Below are 18544 nucleotides of genomic sequence, written 5' to 3' on the forward strand. Positions count from 1 at the left end.
CCCCAGCTGCCGGTGGGCCGCGGGTTTCAGCCGGCGGCGCCGCCGATTGGCGGTCCCGCGAGCCCTACGGTTGTCCCCAGCTTGCCCGTGGGCGGATTCCAGAGCCAGTGGACTCCTCAGACCGATGTGGCCGGGGACGACGAGCTGGAGAGTGGCTCGACGATGCGGATCTCGCCTGCCGCTGTGCGGCAGGAGCCGGTGGTCGTGGCTGACCCCGGCGGTGAGTCCGGTGACGACTCCGTCGGTGCGGTTGTCGAGGGCGAGGCTGTTGCCCCCGCGGTGAGCGTCCCGGAGTCCGTGGACGACGTGGCTGAGCCCGCCGCGGACCTGGCGGGATCCACGGCCGAGGGCGACGAAGGTACGGACGTCAGCGAGGTCGCCGAAGAGGTGAGCAGCGCCGTGCCCCCAGTCCGGGAGGACGGCCCCCAGGATCAGGACGCCGCCGACGACGCCGTACCGCCGCAGGGCGCCGGGCCCACGGACTCGGACGCCGATGCGCAGACCGACGCCCAGGACGCCGGGCTCGTCGAAGCGACGCCGGTCGACGGGGAGCCCGAAGGGGCTGTAGCCACGAAGCCGGTGGCCGTCGAGCCCGTAGCTGGCGAGGTCGCCGAGACCGAGCGGGCGGAGCCCCGGACTGCCGCCGAGGCCGCGGAGCCGGTGCCGGACGCGGTCGACGACATACAGGGCTCCGCACCGGTCGCACCCCCGCAGAACTCGGTGCCCAGGGCACCGCTCAACCTGCCCCCGCTGCCGGAGGGCGCGCCGGGGACCGTGCCGCCCTCGTGGGCTCCCTCGTCGACGTCTCAGGGCGGGCTGCCGCCGCTGCCTCCGTCGTTCCAGCCGGCCGACGCTTCCGCCTCGGCGGGACAGTGGCCCGCGCAGCCGCAATCTCAGCCGCCGACGGGCACGGAAGCCGAGCCTGTTCAGCCACAGGCCGCGTCGGCCGCGCCTGCACCGGGCCGGCCTCCCGCCGTGCCGGGCCAGCAGCCGCCTGTGCAGCCCCCGTTCCAGCCGCAGGCCCCGCAGCCCTCGCCCGCCGCCTGGACCCCTCCCCAGCAGACACGGGCTCCGGCGGCCCCGCAGGCGGGGTACGGCTTCCCGCCTCCCCACCCGACCCCGGTACCGGCACCGAGTGCGCCGCCCACTGGCTACGGACTCCCGCCGCAGACAACTCCGGCCGCCCCCACGGACCCCAACGCCCAGGCCGGCTACGGATTCCCGCCCCCGAACACCCGGCCTCCGGTCCCGAACGTTCAGGGTGGCCACGGCTTCCCTGAGGCGGGCGTGCCCGCACCGACCCCGCCGGGTCCCAACGCCCGGGGCGGGCAGGGGTTCCCGACCCCGGGCGCTCCGGCCCCCGACGCTCCCGACGGGTACGGCTTCCCCCAACCGGGCGTGCCTGCACCCACCCCTGCGGACTCCAACGCCCAAGGCAGGCCGGGATTCCCGGCCCCGAACGCTCCTGGCGGCTACGGCTTCCCTCCGCCGGGCGCGCCACTTCCGACCCCGCCGGGCCCCAACCCCCAAAGCGGGCAGGGGTTCCCGACCCCGGGCGCTCCGGTCCCCAACACTCCCGGCGGCTACGGCTTCCCTCCGCCAGGCGCGCCACTTCCGACCCCGCCTGGCCCCAACCCCCAAAGCGGGCAAGGATTCCCGACCCCCGGCACCCCGTACCCCGCGCCGGACGCCTCCCCCGCCGGGTACGGCTTCCCGCCCCCGGCTGCACCGGCCGACGGTGCGGACCCGGCACCCACGGCTCACCACCCCCAGGACGGCTACAGCCTCCCCCAGCCAGGCGCACCCACACCGAACCCGGCAGGCCCCAACGCCCCAGCCGGGTACGGCTTCCCGCCCCCCGGCAGCCCTGCCCCGGTCACCCCCGACTCCCCCCAACCCGTCGGTCGGCCCCCGGCTCCCGCCACCCCGGGTGACCCCACTCCCCCAGGCCCCGTCGCCAATGCCGCACCCGTGCCCGGTGGGCCCCCTGCGACCAACCCCCAGGACGGGTACGGCGGCTTCCCGCCCCCCGCCGGCCCTCCCGCTCCCCCGCAGCCCGGGTACGGATTCCCGCATCCCGGGCAGCCTGTCGTGCCCGGGGCGCCCGGTGGGTATGGGTTCCCCTTCCCGCAGGGGCCCGCGCACGAGGTGCCGCCGCAGCCTCAGGTGCCGCAGCAGTTCGAAACGCCCCACCCGCAGGCCGGACCTCAGTCACCCCCGCACATTCCGGGGCAGCCGGTACCGGGTGCCGTTCCCCCGTCGCCTCCGCAACCGGTGTACGGCCAGCCCCACCCGCAGCCCGGGCATCCCGTCGAGCCCCAGCCGCAGTCCGCGCATCCCGCCGAGCCGCAGCCGCAGCCGCCCGTGGATCCGCGTACCGGTGCCGCCTGGCCGCAGCCGATACAGCACGACCAGCGGCAGATGACCAACCCCGGCGCCGCGCCGCTCGGTTACACCGCGGCCGTCGAGCTGTCCTCCGACCGGCTGCTCAACAAGAAGCAGAAGGCGAAGAGCGGCCGGCCCGCGGCCGGGTCCTCCCGGTTCAAGATCGGCGGGAAGAAGGAGGAGGCCGAGCGGCAGCGCAAGCTCGAACTGATCCGTACGCCGGTGCTGTCCTGCTATCGCATCGCCGTCATCAGCCTCAAGGGCGGTGTCGGCAAGACGACCACGACCACCGCGCTCGGCTCGACCCTCGCCACCGAGCGGCAGGACAAGATCCTCGCCATCGACGCCAACCCGGACGCCGGCACGCTCGGCCGCCGCGTGCGGCGCGAGACCGGGGCCACCATCCGTGACCTCGTCCAGGCGATCCCGTACCTCAACTCGTACATGGACATCCGGCGGTTCACGTCCCAGGCGTCCTCCGGACTGGAGATCATCGCCAACGACGTCGACCCGGCCGTCTCCACGGCCTTCAACGACGAGGACTACCGGCGCGCGATCGACGTACTGGGCAGGCAGTACCCGATCATCCTGACCGACTCCGGTACCGGTCTGCTGTACAGCGCCATGCGTGGCGTACTCGACCTCGCCGATCAGCTGATCATCATCTCGACGCCGTCCGTGGACGGTGCCAGCAGCGCCAGTACGACGCTGGACTGGCTGTCCGCGCACGGGTACGCGGATCTGGTCTCGCGGTCCCTCACCGTCATCTCGGGTGTACGCGAGACCGGCAAGATGATCAAGGTGGAGGACATCGTCTCCCACTTCGAGACGCGCTGCCGGGGTGTCATCACCGTGCCCTTCGACGAGCACCTCGCCGCCGGTGCCGAGGTCGACCTCGACATGATGCGGCCCAAGGTGCGCGAGGCCTACTTCAACCTCGCCGCCATGATCGCCGAGGACTTCGTGCGCCACCAGCAGATGCACGGGCTGTGGACCTCGGACGGCAACCCGCCCCCGGTCGCGGCCCCGCCGATGCCGGGACGCCAGCAGCAGATTCCCGGGCAGCCGGCGCAGGGCCAGCCGTACCCGCCCGTTCCGGGGCCGGGCCGGCAGGTTCCGCCGCCGCCCGGTCAGCCGGGGCAGTACCCGCCGCCGCCCCAGCCCGGCCAGCCGTACCCGCCGCAGCAGCCGTACGGCTATCCGCCGCAGCCGGGGCAGCCCTATCAGCCGCCTCAGCAGCAGCCCCCGCAGCCGGGTTACCCGCAGCAGCAGTAAGCGGGAGTGAGCAGAGGAGGCGGCCGGTGCCCTCGGGCACCGGCCGCCTCCTCTTGTACCTGCTAACTACTACCGACTACCTACTCGGCGCTTTCCGCCGCCGCGATCAGCTCGCGGCACTTCTTCACGTCCTCGGCGATCTGTACGAGCAGCGCGTCCAGCGAGTCGAACTTGGCCTGGCCGCGCACGAACGCCAGGAAGTCGACGGCGACGTGCAGGCCGTACAGATCGAGGCCCACGCGGTCGATGGCGTACGCCTCCACCGTTCGTTCCGTGCCGTCGAACTGCGGGTTCGTGCCGACGGAGATCGCGGCCGGCATCACCTCGCCGTCCGCGTGCAGCCAGCCGGCGTAGACACCGTCGGCCGGGATCGCGGTGTGGGGCAGCGTCTCGACGTTGGCGGTGGGGAAGCCCATTTCACGGCCGCGCTGGGCGCCTCGGACCACAACGCCCTCCACACGGTGCGGACGGCCGAGGATCTCACCGGCGCCCCCGACGTCACCCTCGCCGACCAGGCGGCGCGTCAGCGTGGACGAGAACGGCTCGCCACCGCCCGCCTCGCCCGACACATACAGGTCGACGACCTCGACGTCGAAGTCGTAGGTGCGGCCGAGTTCGGTCAGGAACCCCACGTTGCCTGCCGCCTTGTGGCCGAAACGGAAGTTCGGTCCTTCGACGGCCGCCCGGGCGTGCAGCTTGTCGACCAGGACCTTGACCACGAAGTCGGCCGGGGAGAGCTTCGAGAACTCCTTGGTGAACGGAAGGATGAGAACGGCGTCGACACCCAGCTCGGCCATCAGTTCGGCGCGACGGTGGTGCGGGGCGAGCAGCGGCGGGTGGCTGCCGGGGCGCAGGACCTCGCTGGGGTGCGGGTCGAACGTGACCACGACCGAGGGAACGCCCAGCTCGCGGGCGCGCTCCACGGCGTGCCGGACGATCAGCTGGTGTCCACGGTGGACTCCGTCGTAGGAGCCGATGGTGACCACGCTGCGTCCCCAGTCCTCGGGGATGTCCTCCAAGCCACGCCAGCGCTGCACTGTGACCGCTCCTCGTCGAACCCGTGTCCGTGTCTGCCTCTTACGCAGGCCTTCATACGCAGGTCTAAGGGTGCCATGCCGAACGCGCACCGCTCGCATCGGCATGGAGGCTGTGACGGGGCGCACGTGGCCGGTTGTCGACCGCCGCCCCGGAACACGGCCTATGCGGGGACCCGTACCCCCGTGAGGTTCTCGATCATGCGGCGGGTGCTGGGGCCGACCACGACGGCCCACTCCCCGGGAGTGTCGGCCAGCCAGCCCGCCACCAGCACCGCGAATCCGGGCACCCGCCTGGCCAACTCGACCAGGACACAGTCGAACCGCGTCGCACCGTCCGGAGTGCGTACGAGGAGCAGCCCGCAGCGGTGCACGAGGCCACGGGTACGCGGCTCGCCGTGGCGGACCGCGCCCTCCGCGGTGGCGCGGAGCAGCGCGTCCAGGACGGTGGGGTCGTACTCCCGGGCCAGGAGGGCTTCGAGGAGTTCATGGCGGAGGGCGTGGGAGACGGGGGCCCCGGGCGCGGCCAGCACGGTCGCGAGGGCCACGCGCACCGGTGCCTGGCCGCCGTCGAGGAGGCCGGTGACCAGCGGGAGGAGTACGGGCCGGACGGTGGGGCCGTGGTCCAGGCGCCGGTCCACGTACGCGGCCAGGTGCCCGGCGGTCTCCGGGTGCCGCTCCACCACGTCCCGTACGAGGGCGGCGACCCGGCGGGCCAGGGCCGGGGTCGTGACGTCGGCGAGGGTGCGCAGGGCGTCGCCCGCCTCCGGCCCGAGCAGCCTGGCCCGGAACGCGTCGAGGACCTGTTCCGGGTGGGTCGCCAGGGCGGCGACCAGGGCGTTCGATGGCAGTTGCGGGTCGCCGGCCGCGAAGTGCCGCAGCGCCTGCGGGAGATGGCGGGCGCGGGTGCGTGGATCCCGGACGAGGAGCGCGAGCGCGCCGCCGTGCAGGGCGCGGTCGGCGGGGCGCGCGAGCAGGGCGAGGGCCGCGTGGCACAGGAGGTCGCGGTCGGCCTCCGTGCGCGCGTGGGATGCGGCCCGCGGCCCGTACGCCGCCGCCGCGACCCGCCGGGCCGGCCGCTCGTCGTGCGCCCACCGGTGCACGGCCCGGCAGACGGCGGACGGCTCCTCCTCGGCGAGGACGGCGAGGAGTTCGTCCCCGCGCCGGTGCGCGCTGTCGACGAGCGCTTCGATCAGGTCGTCCAGGGCCTGGTGGCGGTGGGTGTGGAGCAGTGCCTGGGCGGCGGTCGCCACGGTCGCGTCCGGTGTCGCGGGCAGCGGACGGTCGTCGTCGAACCAGCGGGCGAGGAGCGGCTGTACGGCGGTGGGGTCGGCGGCGAGCAGCTGGGCCACGGCGTCCAGGTAGCGGGGCTGGTCGGACCCGGCCGGAGGTTCGTCGCCGACGACGAGTCGGCGGAGCAGGTCGAAGCGGGCGACCTCGGGAAGGCGGAGGGCGGTCCAGAAGGAGGGACCCCACTCCGGTGGCACCGTCCGGTTCCGTCCGCGGCGGGCCACGATGTGGTCGGCGAGGAGGCGCAGGACGTGGGTGTACGGGGTCGCGTCGGGGACGTGGCGGAGCACTTCGGTGAGGAGGTGGGTCGCCCACCAGGTGGAGGTCGATGCGCGGGGAGTGGGCCCGGAGTCAAGGGCCTGCACCAACTCCCGGAGGCGGTGCGCCAGTTCGGGGGTTCCGCGCTGTCGGGCGAGGAGCAGCAGCGACTGGACGACGGGCCCGATGCGATGGTGCGGTACGGGGACGGGGGCCGTGTCCTTGCCGCTCTCCGGGCGGCGCCGGTGGACCAGGGCGTGCAGCGCCTCGTCGAGGTCCAGGTGCGTGCCCTGGATCCAGTCGGCGAGTTCCTCGTGGGCGAAGCGGTAGCCGGTGCCGGCGGGGACGAGGAGGCCCTCGGTGAGGACGGCGGAGGCCCAGCCCGTGCCGCCGCCCAGGCGGGCCGGTGCGGGGCCCCAGGGAAACACGGACTCGAAGGACGCTCGGTCCAGCTCGCCCTGTCCGGGGCCCAGGCTGCGGCGGGCGGCCTCGTGGATCTGGCCGGAGACCTTGGCGGCGAGGCGGCGTACGGGGGTGCCGCGCAGGCCGTTCTCGGCGGCGAGGCGGACGGCGATGCGGAGGCACATCAGGTCGAGGTAGGCGGTGAAGACGTCGTGGCGGTCGAGGCGGGGGGTGGTGGGGGTGTCGGGGAGGGTGGGGAGAGCTGCGCGGACCTCCGAGAGGAGGCGGAGGGTGAGGGGGTGGCGGGCGTCTTCGGGGGTGAGGGCGGTCGGGGGGATGGCGTAGCGGGTGTGGGCCTGGTGGGCTTCGGCTTCGGTGAGGTCGGTGAGGTGGAGGTGGTGCGGGGGGTGTGTTGTTTCGCCCCCGCCGCCCCTACCCGTCCCGTCCCTGGGGGCTGTGCCCCCGGACCCCCCTTTGCGCTGCACGCGCTCGTCCTCAAACGCCGGACGGGCTGAAGGCGCCGGACGGGCTGATGGTGGAGTGCCCGTCTGTTCCCAGTACTCCGGGCGACAGGCCATCACCAGTCGGGCGTTTGATTCATGGAGCCACTCCTGCGTTGCCCTCGTCCATTCGGGGGCTCGGTGGGCCAGGAGTGGGGGCATTTCCTCGGGGCCGTCGAGGAGGAGCAGGAGGGGGCGGCCGGTCTTGTGGGCGAGGCGGGCCAGGCGTTCCGGGGTGATGTCGCCCAGGTCCGCGCCGTACGTGCCCGACGCGGCCACGATCCGGCCTGCCCGGTCCAGCGCGCGGCGGGCCGCGTCCGCCACCGAGGTGTCCTCGTCGCACAGGTCGGCGCCGCGCAGCCACAGAGTGGGAGCCGGTTCCGGGTCCCGGTGGCGGCGGGCGGCGAGTGCCGCGAGTTCCGTCGTACGGCCGCTGCCCGGGGCCCCGACCAGGCCGAGGACGACGGACGGGGTCTCTCGTACGGCGGTGAACGCCTTCAACTCCCTTGCCAGTTCCGCCCGTTCGACCGGCTCGACCGCGCCCGCGTCACGGCTCCCCGAGGTTCGGCCCATGAAGCCCGTCAGCGCGCCCGGCGGTCCGTCCGAGCCCACCGAGGTGGCCGTCAGCTCCAGGACGCCCGCGAGATTGAGGTCGGCGCCGTACGCGGGCACCGTCGCCGCGTTGCGGGCGAGGAGATCGGCGAGGGGGCCGAGCCCGTCCGCCTGCCGGTCGCGCAACGGGAGTGCGAACCCGGCCGCGCGGTGTCCGGCCGGTTCCGCCGACTCGCCCGTGGGCTGCGGCAGCAGGGCGGTGCCCAGCACCCCCAGTACCGCTCCCGTCGTACGGTCGAGCACCGGTCCCCCGGCCGCACCGCCGCCCAGTCGCAGCGCGTCGCTGCCCGCTGTGCCGATCGCCAGCTCAAGGGCGTCGGGGAGGAGATGGAAGCGGTCCGTGGCCGTGTACGTGACATCGGTCGTGCCGAGCACCCGCGCCTCGCGCCAGCCGCCCGCCGCGATCCGTACATACGTTCCGGTCTCGACGCGGTCCCGTACGGAGACGGGAAGTGGGTCCGCGCCCAGGCCTTCGGTGCGCACGAGGGCCAGACCGAGGGCCGGAAGCGGGGTCACGGCATCGGCCGTGGACACCACGCACGTCCGGTCGGCGGCGCCGTGCAGGACCAGCCGGGCCAGACCGTCGACCGCCTCGTGGCTGGTGATCAGCGTGCCGTGGTGGTCGGCCACGAAACCTGTGCCGCGAGTGCGTCCGGCCAGGTCGCACACCTTCACGAGGGACTCCTCGACAGCCCCGTCGGCGGCTTCGCCGTCGCGTGTCTCACGCGCACCGGCCGTCGGCCGACGGCCGCCCCCGGTACGCGGGCCCCGTCCCGCCATCGTCGACCTCCCCGCCGAACACGCGAGCCTACGTACGCACGCGTCTACTGACGACGGTAGGCATTCGATGATCAGCGGGACAGAGCCTGCGACGAACGCGCCCCCTTCCGCCCCCTCGGTTCACTCCGAGCGCCTGCCCGGACGGGTGAATGAAGGGTGAGGGATGGATACACCTCTGGGTGGGGGAACCGAGGGGGAACCGTGGAGCGGCGGGAACGTGTCCCCGTGATCGCCGCTCCACGGCCCCGAACTTCATCGACACCTCAGACGAAGACGGCGAGGCTCTTCGCCTTGCCCTTCTCCTCCTCCACCAGGGCGAGGAACTGCCCGGCGGGGTCGAAGACGGCCACGGCGCCCGCACCCGTGTACTGCTCGGGCATCTCCAGCCGTACGCCGTTCGTCAGCAGCCGCGCCCGCCGCTCGTCCACGTCCCAGCGCGGGAACGCGGCGGTGGCCGCCTCGGCGACCGGCATCACCGTCAGCTCCTGCTGCAACTGGTCGAGCGTCCGGGCCCCGTCCAGCTTGTACGGGCCGACCCGCGTCCGGCGCAGCGCGGTGAGGTGACCGCCGACCCCGAGGTCGGCGCCCAGGTCCCGGGCCAGCGCGCGGATGTACGTACCGGAGGAGCACACCACCGACACGACCAGGTCGAGTACGGGGGTGCCGTCGGCCGCGACCGCTTCCCGGACGTCGTACACCGCGAAGGAGGAGACGGTGACCGGGCGGGCCGGGATCTCGAACTCCTCGCCCTCACGGGCCCGTTTGTAGGAGCGCACGCCGTTGATCTTGATGGCGCTGACCTTGGACGGCACCTGCATGATCCGGCCGGTCAGCTTGGCGACGCCGGCGTCGACGGCCTCACGGGTGATCCCGGAGGCGTCGGTGGAGGAGATGATGTCCCCCTCGGCGTCGTCGGTGAGCGTGTTCTGTCCGAGGCGGACGGTGCCCAGGTACTCCTTCTCGGTCAGCGCGAGGTGGCCGAGGAGCTTGGTCGCCCTCTCCACCCCGAGGACGAGCACGCCCGTGGCCATGGGGTCGAGGGTGCCGGCGTGTCCGACGCGGCGGGTCTTGGCGATCCCGCGCATCTTGGCGACCACGTCGTGCGAAGTGAAGCCCGACGGCTTGTCGACAATGACAAGCCCGTCGGGCGTCGTGGTCTTCTTCTGCGTCATTCGGCGGTGTCGTCCGTCCCTGCGGTGTCGTCCTCGTCGTCAGGCTTCTTGTACGGGTCCGCGTCACCGGCGAACGCGGCGCCCGCGGACGCCTGGCGAACCTGTGCGTCGGAGGCACGCGCCTTGTCGAGGAGGTCCTCGATCTTCTTGGAGGTGTCCGGGAGCGCGTCCGCGATGAAGGTCAGGGTCGGCGTGAACTTCACGCCCGCGGCCTGGCCGACGGCGGAGCGCAGGACGCCCTTGGCACTCTCCAGGCCGGCGGCAGCGGCTGCCCGGTCCTCGTCGTCCCCGTAGACCGTGTAGAAGACGGTCGCCTCCCGGAGGTCCCCGGTGACCCGGGTGTCCGTGATGGTGACGTGGGTGCCGAGCCGCGGGTCCTTGATCCCACGCTGCAGCTTCTTGGCCACCACCTCTCGGATGAGGTCAGCCAACCTCTTCGCCCGCGCGTTGTCGGCCACTGGTCCGTCTCCCGTTCTTTCTGTTCTGCGTTTCTGCGGTTCCGCGTTCTTGCAGATCGTTCGTCTGGCGTCAGTCGTCGTCGCCGTGGAGGCGCCGTCGTACGGACAGCAGTTCCACCTCGGGGCGACCGGCGACAAGTCGCTCGCACTGGTCCAGCACCTCGGTGATGTGCCCCACGTCCCCGGCCACCACCGCCAGGCCGATGCCGGCTCTGCGGTGCAAGTCCAGGTGTTCGACCTCGGCCGCGCTCACCGCGTACTTGCGCTGGAGTTCGGCGACGATCGGGCGGATGACGGAGCGCTTCTCCTTCAGCGAGCGTACGTCGCCGAGCAGGAGGTCGAAGGACAGAGTCCCCACGTACATGTGTGTATCCGGATGACCCGCCGGTGCGGGATAGACGGCCCCGCCGACGGTGCGGGCGGGGACATCAGGAACGGTACAGGGAACCGGGCGGTGGCTCGACGGGATTGTTGTCGCCCCCGCCGCACCCATGTTCAGCCCGTCCGGCTTGAGGACGAGGCCCCTTCAGGGCCGAAGCGGGGTCTGGGGGCGGCAGCCCCCAGCAAAGGCCAGGCTGGCCGGCGGGGAGATCTCCCCGCCGGCCAGCCTGATCACGCACAACTTGCTCAGCCGCGCGGCTTCTCGCGCATCTCGTAGGTCGCGATGACGTCGTCGACCTTGATGTCGTTGAAGTTTCCGAGGTTGATACCACCCTCGAAGCCTTCGCGGATCTCGGTGACGTCGTCCTTGAAGCGACGCAGACCGGAGATGTTGAGGCTCTCCGCGATGACCTTGCCATCGCGCAGCAACCGCGCCTTGGTGTTGCGCTTGACCTCGCCGGAGCGGACCAGCACACCGGCGATGTTGCCCAGCTTGGACGAGCGGAAGACCTCGCGGATCTCCGCCGTACCGAGCTCGACCTCTTCGTACTCCGGCTTGAGCATGCCCTTGAGGGCTGCCTCGATCTCCTCGATGGCCTGGTAGATCACCGAGTAGTACCGGACGTCCACGCCTTCGCGCTCCGCCATCTGCGCCGCGCGGCCCGCAGCGCGGACGTTGAAGCCGATGACGATGGCGTCGGAGCCGGTCGCCAGGTCGATGTCCGACTCGGTGACGGCACCCACACCGCGGTGCAGGACGCGGATGTCGACCTCTTCGCCGACGTCGAGCTGGAGCAGCGAGGACTCGAGAGCCTCCACCGAACCGGACGCGTCGCCCTTGATGATGAGGTTGAGTTCCTGCACCAGACCGGCCTTGAGGGCCTCGTCCAGGTTCTCCAGGGAGAACCGGACACCCCTGCGGGCGAAGTTGGCGTTGCGCTCGCGCGCCGCCCGCTTCTCGGCGATCTGACGCGCCGTGCGGTCCTCGTCGACGACCAGGAAGTTGTCGCCGGCGCCCGGGACGTTGGTGAGACCGAGGACGAGGACCGGGGTCGAGGGACCCGCCTCTTCCACGTTCTCGCCCTTGTCGTCGAGCATGGCGCGGACACGGCCGTACGCGTCGCCGACCACCATGGTGTCGCCGACCCGCAGGGTGCCTCGCTGGACCAGGACGGTCGCGACGGCGCCGCGGCCCTTGTCCAGGTGGGACTCGATCGCAATACCCTGCGCGTCCTGCTCCGGGTTGGCCCGCAGGTCGAGCGAGGCGTCCGCGGTGAGGACCACGGCCTCCAGGAGAGCCTCGATGTTGAGGCCCTGCTTGGCGGAGATGTCGACGAACATCGTGTCGCCGCCGTACTCCTCGGCCACCAGACCGAACTCGGTGAGCTGACCGCGCACCTTGGTCGGGTCGGCGCCCTCGACGTCGATCTTGTTGACCGCGACCACGATCGGCACACCGGCCGCCTTGGCGTGGTTCAGCGCCTCGATCGTCTGGGGCATCACACCGTCGTTGGCCGCCACCACGAGGATCGCGATGTCGGTCGACTTGGCACCACGGGCACGCATGGCGGTGAACGCCTCGTGACCCGGGGTGTCGATGAAGGTGATGCGACGCTCTTCTTCGTTGACGACGGTCGCGACCTGGTAGGCACCGATGTGCTGGGTGATGCCACCGGCCTCGCCCGCGACGACGTTCGTCTTGCGGATGGTGTCGAGGAGACGGGTCTTACCGTGGTCGACGTGACCCATGACGGTCACGACCGGCGGGCGGACCACCAGGTCCTCCTCGTCGCCCTCGTCCTCGCCGAACTCGATGTCGAAGGACTCGAGCAGCTCGCGGTCCTCCTCCTCGGGGCTGACGATCTCGAGGACGAAGTTCATCTCGTCCGCGAGGAGCCTCAGCGTCTCGTCGGAGACGGACTGCGTGGCGGTGACCATCTCGCCGAGGTTCATCATCACGCCGACGAGCGACGCCGGGTTGGCGCCGATCTTCTCGGCGAAGTCGGTCAGGGAAGCACCACGCGACAGGCGGACGGACTGTCCGTTGCCGCGCGGCAGCATGACGCCGCCGACCGACGGGGCCTGCATGGCCTCGTACTCCTGGCGCCTCTGCCGCTTCGACTTGCGACCACGACGCGCGGGACCACCGGGACGGCCGAAGGCGCCCTGCGTGCCGCCACGGGCACCGGGACCACCGGGACGACCACCGAAGCCGGGACGACCGCCACCGCCACCACCGGGACCACCCGGACGGCCGGCGAAGCCGCCGCCACCGCCACCGGGACCACCGGGACGACCGGCGAAGCCGCCGCCACCGCCACCGGGACCGGCCGGACGGCCGGTGAAGCCGCCACCGCCGCCACCGGGACGACCGCCGCCACCGGCGCCGGGACCACCGGGACGACCGCCGCCGGCACCGGGACCGCGGCCACCGGGGCCACCGCCGGGACGCGGGCTGCCCGCAGCGGGACGCTGCGGCATCATGCCGGGGTTGGGACGGTTGCCGCCGGGGCCGCCGCCGGGACGCGGAGCGCCACCGGGACCACCCTGCGGACGGGGCATGCCGCCCGGACTCGGACGACCGCCGCCCGCACCCTGCGGACGGGGAGCACCCTGGCCACCGCCGGCGCCCTGCGGACGCGGAGCGCCGCCGGGAGCACCGGGGCCACCCTGGCCACCGGGACGCGGGGCACCGCCCGGACGGGGCGTCTGCGGACGCGCCATCCCGGTGGAACCACCGGACGTGAAGGGGTTGTTGCCCGGACGCGGACCAGCCGGACGGGCACCGCCGGGACGCGGCGCGCCCTGGCCACCCGGACGCGCGGCGCCCGGACGTTCACCACGGCCCTGGCCGCGGTCCTGACCCTGACCGCGGTCCTGGCCGGGACCCGAGGGACGGGTGTCCTGGCCGGGACCCGAGGGACGGGCGTTGGGACGCGGGGCACCGGGACGGGCACCGGTGCTGGGACGCGGAGCCTGTGCGGCGGCCGGAGCGACCGGGGCCGACGGCGGAGCGGTGAACTCCGGCGCGGCCGGCGCGGCGACGACCGGCTTCGGCGCGGGCTTGGGACCCGGCGTCGGACGTGAGCCCTGCGCGGCCGGGACGACCGGAGTAACCGGGGCACTCGGCGCGCTCGGCGCGACGGGAGCCGCGGGGCTCTCGGCCACGGCGGGCTTGGGAGCCGGCGGCCGCGGGGCAGCCGGACGGGCCGACTGCGCCGGGGAGGGCGCGCCGGGCTTGGGGGCAGCCTTGCGCGGGGCGCCGGGCTTGGCGCTGCTCCCGCCCTGGAAGGCGTCTGTCAACTTGCGTACTACTGGCGCCTCGATCGTCGAGGATGCCGATCGGACGAATTCACCGAGTTCCTGGAGCTTGGCCATGACGGCCTTGCTCTCCACCCCGAACTCCTTGGCGAGTTCGTATACCCGGACCTTAGCCACTTCGCTCCTTTTAGGTCCGGGTTGCGGCCGGACCGTCGCTACTTCATGGGCGTACTCATCGCGTGCTCATCGAGTGCTCATCGCAATCTCGACCTACTTCCAACTCGCGGGGGTACCAGAGCCGCACGGGGTTCCGCGCGACACGTTTTACGGTGTTTCCTGCTCGACGTACCGGCGCAACGCCACCACGTCGAGCGCTCCCTGGACACGCAGTGCCCGTGGGAATGCCCGGCGGCGGACCGCCAGGTCGAGGCAGACCAGGGCGGGATGCATGTACGCACCCCGGCCGGGCAGCGTACCGCGATGATCGGGGACGCATTCACCCTCGACCGCCACGATGCGCAGCAGATCCTTCTTGGCCGCTCGCTCCCGACACCCCACACAGGTGCGTTCAGGGCATAGGCGGGCACGCGTCCGGCCAGACACTCCTCAGTCTACCTCCCCGCAGCGACCTCACCCCTTCGGGGCAAGAATCGAACGGCTGTTGTCGTGATCTAAGCCACCTGCGGCTTGGATCTGTTCCCCCGCTAGTCCCGGGGCTGGCGGGCGGGCCTCTCGGACGGCCGTTCGGACGACTCCTCGGACGGCTGCTCGGTGTCCGGGCGGATGTCGATCCGCCAGCCGGTCAGCCGGGCCGCGAGCCGGGCGTTCTGGCCCTCCTTGCCGATCGCCAGCGACAGCTGGTAGTCGGGGACCGTCACGCGCGCGGAACGAGCGGCGAGGTCGACGACCTCCACCTTGTTGACCCGGGCCGGCGACAGCGCGTTCGCCACCATGTCGGCCGGGTCGTCCGACCAGTCGACGATGTCGATCTTCTCGCCGTTCAGCTCGGCCATGACGCTGCGCACCCGGCTGCCCATGGGGCCGATGCAGGCCCCCTTGGCGTTCAGGCCGCTGCGCGTCGACCGCACGGCGATCTTCGTGCGGTGACCGGCCTCACGCGCGATGGCCGCGATCTCGACGGAACCGTCGGCGATCTCGGGCACCTCCAGCGCGAAGAGCTTCTTCACCAGGTTGGGGTGCGTGCGCGAGAGGGTGACGGACGGACCGCGCACGCCCTTCGCCACACGTACGACGTACGAACGCAGCCGCAGCCCGTGCTGGTAGTTCTCCCCGGGGACCTGCTCCTGCACCGGCAGGATGGCCTCCAGCTTGCCGATGTCCACGAGCACGTTCTTCGGGTCGCGGCCCTGCTGGACGACACCGGTGACGATGTCGCCCTCGCGGCCCGCGTACTCGCCGAGCGTCGCGTCGTCCTGGGCGTCCCGCAGGCGCTGCAGGATGACCTGCTTGGCGGTGGTGGCGGCGATCCGGCCGAAGTCCGACGGAGTGTCGTCGAACTCGCGTGCCTCCTGCCCCTCCTCCAGCTCCTGGGGGTCCTCCTTCGCCCACACGGTCACATGACCGGTCTCCCCGTCGAGCTTCACGCGCGCGTGGCGGCGGCTTCCCTCGGTGCGGTGGTAGGCGATGAGGAGGGCCGCCTCGATCGCCCCGACCAGCAGGTCGAAGGAGATCTCCTTCTCCCGCACCAAGCCCCGCAGGGCACTCATGTCGATGTCCACGGCTACGCCTCCTCCTCTTCCGTCATGTCCTGCTCGTCCGTTTGATCCGGATCGCCTTGCTTGTCCTGCTTGTCTCTGCGGTTGAACTCGACCTGGACGCGGGCCTTGTCGATGTCGGCGAAGGCGAGCCGGCGGGCGGTGGCCTTTCGGCCCTTCACGCCCGGTACTTCGAGGTCCATGCCCGCGTCGTCCACGGTCAGGATTCTGGCGACCACTTCCCCGCCGCCCTCGACCAGGTGGAACCTCACCAGCCGCTCGACGGCACGGACGTAGTGCCGGTGCTCGGTGAGTTCGCGCTCGGCGCCGGGGGTGCCGACCTCCAGGGTGTACTCCCCCGCGCCCATCGCGTCCGTCTCGTCGAGCTTCGCCGAGAGCACGCGGCTCACATCGGCGATCGCGTCCAGATCGGCGCCGTCGTCGGAATCGACGACGACCCGCAGCACTCTCTTGCGCCCGACGGCCTCCACTGCGATCTCCTCGAGATCGAGACCCTGCGAGCTGACGAGCGGCTCCAGGAGCTCTCGAAGCCTCTCGCTCTGGGTGGTGCTCATCCGGGTGACTCCTCGGCCGCGTGTGCTGTTGTGGGTAGGTCGCGTGTCAGGTCAAAGGGTATCCGGTCCCAGGGGGTGTTGCCGTCCACCGGGACGGCGCCCACTGCCCGGCAGCGCCGGTGGCGGGCGGTGGGCCGGGGCGCGGGTACGGTGATCACGGGCGTGCTGCCCTTCCCTGGTGTCCCGTTCGTACGAGCCCTCCGAGGACGTCTGCCGTGCCGTTCCCCCCACCGTCGCGCACCCCGCTGGGAGCCCCCCCGGGTCCGCGCCGAAGGACCCTGCTCGCCTCGGCCGCGGGCGCCGCCCTCCTCGTGGGCTGCACCGCCGAGCCCGACACGACGGCCACGAGCGCCGGCAGCCCGTCCGCCGCCGAACGCACGCGCGCACGTGCGGCACGCGACAGCACGGGGCTCGTACGGCAGTACGACACAGCGATCGCCGCGTTTCCGGTGCTGGCGGACCGGCTGTCGGGGCTGCGGGCGGAGGTCGTACGGCACGCGGAGTCGTTCGGAGGCGGCGAGCCGACACCGACACCCACTCCTACGTCTACTCCCACCTCGGCATCCGCGTCGCCTTCGGCTTCCGCGGCGCCGATGACCGAGCGGGACGCCCTGGCCGGGCTCGCCGCCGCCGAGCGGACCCTCGTGGACCGGCGCACGAAGGCGCTCCTCGAGGTGCCGGGCGAACTGGCGCGGCTGCTGGCCTCGGTGGCGGCTGCCGGGGCCGGACACGTGTATCTGCTGACGGAGGGCGCGAAGTGACCGGTACAGCGGCCGAGAAGGACACCGCCGAGCTGACCGCCCTCCAGGCCGCCCTGGGCGCCGAACACGCGGCGGTGTACGGGTACGGAGTCGTCGGCGGGCTCATCGGCGAGGCCCGCCGGAGCGAGGCGCGGGCCGCGTACGACGCCCATCGGGCCCGGCGCGACGAGCTGGCGCGCGCGGTGCGGGCCCTCGGGGGCACGCCGGTGGCGGCGGCGGCCGGGTACGCCCTGCCGTTCCCCGTGTCGGACTCGGACGCCGCCGTCCGTCTCGCGGCCGAGCTGGAGGAGCGGGTCGCCGGGGTGTATTCCGACCTGGTCCGGGCAGCCGGGGGCGAGCGGCGCCGGACGGGCGCCGAGGGGCTGCGGGAGGCCGCGGTGCGCGCGGTGCGCTGGCGGGGCGGGAGCGTACCCTTCCCTGGTCTCGCCGAGCGGTCCGGCTCCACGTCGGCACCGCCCATGGCGTCGGCGACACCCACGGCGTAGCCCGTACCGCATCCCGCGTACCGGAAGGAAACGACTCGCGCATGGCTTTCGCACCGCCGCCCCGTCTGGTGAGGGCGCTCGGCGAGACGGCACCGGACGGTGACGACTGGCTGGCGCGACTGCCCGTGGCGGCTCAACAGGCCGTGGATCTACGCGTGTTGACCGTGGAGCGGGTGCAGGTTCCGGGCGGTCGCAGCAGCCTGGTGGTCCTGGTGCGGCGGGCTGACGGTACGCCCGCCGTCCTGAAGCTCGCGCCGCGCCGGGCCCGGCCGGAGAGTGAGCGGGTGGCGCTGGCGCACTGGGGCGGGGCGGGTGCGGTGCAGTTGCTGGAGCCGTCCACCGGCTCGGCAGGCTCCGGCGGCGAGGGTGTGCTGTTGCTCGAGCGGCTGCATCCGGATGTGTCGGTGCGGTCGCTGCCCGAGGCGAAGGCCCTGCTGGAGGCGGCGGGGACGCTGCGGCGGCTGTGGGTCGAGCCGCCCGCCGGCTCGGACCCGGTGTTCGAGACGGTGGCCTCGCGGACCGGGCGGCAGGCCGAGGCGATGTCGGCGAGCGCGGGCGCGGATGCCGAGGTGGCGCCGCTGGTCGAGGCGGCGCTCGCCGCGCGTGAGGAGTTGCTGGTCGCGCCGCCCGAGGCCCGGTTGCTGCACGGTACGTTCCGGCAGAGCAAGGTGCTGGCCGCGGAGCGGGTGCCGTGGCTGGCGGTGGGGCCGGATCCGGTGGTCGGTGAGTGCGCGTTCGATTTGGCGCGGCTGGTTCGGGACCGGGTGGAGGATCTGATCGCGTCGTCGTCGGGGGCGGCGATCACCCGGCGGCGGGTGAAGCGGCTGGCCGAGTCGTTGGATGTGGATCAGGAGCGGTTGCGGGGCTGGACGCTGTTTCGGGCGGTGGAGTCCGGCGTGCGGGCACTTCGCGTGGGGCGGCCCAAGGACGCGGAGTTGTTGCTGGAGTTCGCTGGGTGGCTCTGAGGATGTGCGACTGGGCAGGTCACCCAACCGTGAGTTCGAGGGCCAGGACGGGACAGTCGGTCGCCGCTCTGCGGGCTCGTTTCACTGTGCGGGCGGGGATCGGGGAGCCGTCTACGAGTGGGTAGCCCCATTCGTCCAAGGTGATGTGCTCCGGCAGGAGTTCCGCGCACAGGCCGTGACCCTTGCAGGACGTCCAGTCGATGTCGATCGTTGCCGGCTCGTGGCTCTGGGGCAT

General features: G+C 72.7%; 14 protein-coding genes. 4 read left to right on the top strand and 10 right to left on the bottom strand.

Annotated features, from left to right (window positions below; all coding sequences use genetic code 11):
- Positions 1-81: 81 nt before the first annotated feature.
- Positions 82-3660 (top strand): nucleotide-binding protein, encoded by a 3579-nt coding sequence (locus ACW4TU_RS11310; RefSeq protein ID WP_457430034.1) that lies wholly within the window; start codon positions 82-84, stop codon positions 3658-3660.
- 80 nt (positions 3661-3740) lie between these two features.
- Here the strand turns inward: ACW4TU_RS11310 and ACW4TU_RS11315 are convergent, their stop codons facing one another.
- The 9 genes from ACW4TU_RS11315 to rimP form a co-directional block, all read right to left on the bottom strand.
- Positions 3741-4697: a bifunctional riboflavin kinase/FAD synthetase gene (locus ACW4TU_RS11315; RefSeq protein ID WP_457427164.1), complete on the bottom strand. Its 957-nt coding sequence runs from the start codon at positions 4695-4697 to the stop codon at positions 3741-3743.
- A gap of 161 nt (positions 4698-4858) precedes the next feature.
- Positions 4859-8536, bottom strand: coding sequence for a trypsin-like peptidase domain-containing protein (locus tag ACW4TU_RS11320; RefSeq protein WP_457427166.1), 3678 nt, complete (start codon positions 8534-8536; stop codon positions 4859-4861).
- A 263-nt stretch (positions 8537-8799) separates the two neighbouring features.
- Positions 8800-9708, bottom strand: a complete 909-nt coding sequence (truB, locus tag ACW4TU_RS11325; protein WP_457427168.1) for a tRNA pseudouridine(55) synthase TruB — start codon at positions 9706-9708, stop codon at positions 8800-8802.
- On the bottom strand, positions 9705-10166 hold the full coding sequence (gene rbfA / locus ACW4TU_RS11330; protein ID WP_457427170.1) for a 30S ribosome-binding factor RbfA: 462 nt from the start codon (positions 10164-10166) through the stop codon (positions 9705-9707). The genes truB and rbfA overlap by 4 nt, the downstream gene beginning before the upstream one ends.
- Positions 10167-10236: 70 nt before the next feature.
- Positions 10237-10530, bottom strand: coding sequence for a DUF503 domain-containing protein (locus ACW4TU_RS11335; RefSeq protein WP_457427172.1), 294 nt, complete (start codon positions 10528-10530; stop codon positions 10237-10239).
- A 263-nt stretch (positions 10531-10793) separates the two neighbouring features.
- Positions 10794-13985, bottom strand: coding sequence for a translation initiation factor IF-2 (gene infB, locus ACW4TU_RS11340; protein WP_457427174.1), 3192 nt, complete (start codon positions 13983-13985; stop codon positions 10794-10796).
- 147 nt (positions 13986-14132) lie between these two features.
- Entirely contained in the window at positions 14133-14411 is a 279-nt protein-coding gene (locus tag ACW4TU_RS11345) for a YlxR family protein (protein WP_457427176.1), read from the bottom strand.
- 101 nt (positions 14412-14512) lie between these two features.
- On the bottom strand, positions 14513-15547 hold the full coding sequence (gene nusA, locus ACW4TU_RS11350; protein WP_457427178.1) for a transcription termination factor NusA: 1035 nt from the start codon (positions 15545-15547) through the stop codon (positions 14513-14515).
- A gap of 2 nt (positions 15548-15549) precedes the next feature.
- A complete protein-coding gene (gene rimP, locus ACW4TU_RS11355) occupies positions 15550-16098 on the bottom strand; it encodes a ribosome maturation factor RimP (protein WP_457427180.1) in 549 nt (182 codons plus the stop codon).
- 215 nt (positions 16099-16313) lie between these two features.
- Between rimP and ACW4TU_RS11360 the strand changes: the two genes are divergently transcribed.
- The 3 genes from ACW4TU_RS11360 to ACW4TU_RS11370 are packed head-to-tail and all read left to right on the top strand — an operon-like array spanning position 16314 to position 18309.
- A complete protein-coding gene (locus tag ACW4TU_RS11360) occupies positions 16314-16859 on the top strand; it encodes a hypothetical protein (protein WP_457427182.1) in 546 nt (181 codons plus the stop codon).
- A complete protein-coding gene (locus tag ACW4TU_RS11365; protein ID WP_457427184.1) occupies positions 16856-17344 on the top strand; it encodes a ferritin-like domain-containing protein in 489 nt (162 codons plus the stop codon). The genes ACW4TU_RS11360 and ACW4TU_RS11365 overlap by 4 nt, the downstream gene beginning before the upstream one ends.
- 41 nt (positions 17345-17385) lie before the next feature.
- Positions 17386-18309, top strand: coding sequence for an aminoglycoside phosphotransferase family protein (locus ACW4TU_RS11370; protein WP_457427186.1), 924 nt, complete (start codon positions 17386-17388; stop codon positions 18307-18309).
- Positions 18310-18328: 19 nt separating this feature from the next.
- Here the strand turns inward: ACW4TU_RS11370 and ACW4TU_RS11375 are convergent, their stop codons facing one another.
- Positions 18329-18544, bottom strand: a complete 216-nt coding sequence (locus ACW4TU_RS11375) for a ferredoxin (protein WP_457427188.1) — start codon at positions 18542-18544, stop codon at positions 18329-18331.

The organism is Streptomyces kryoterrae (assembly GCF_054072135.1).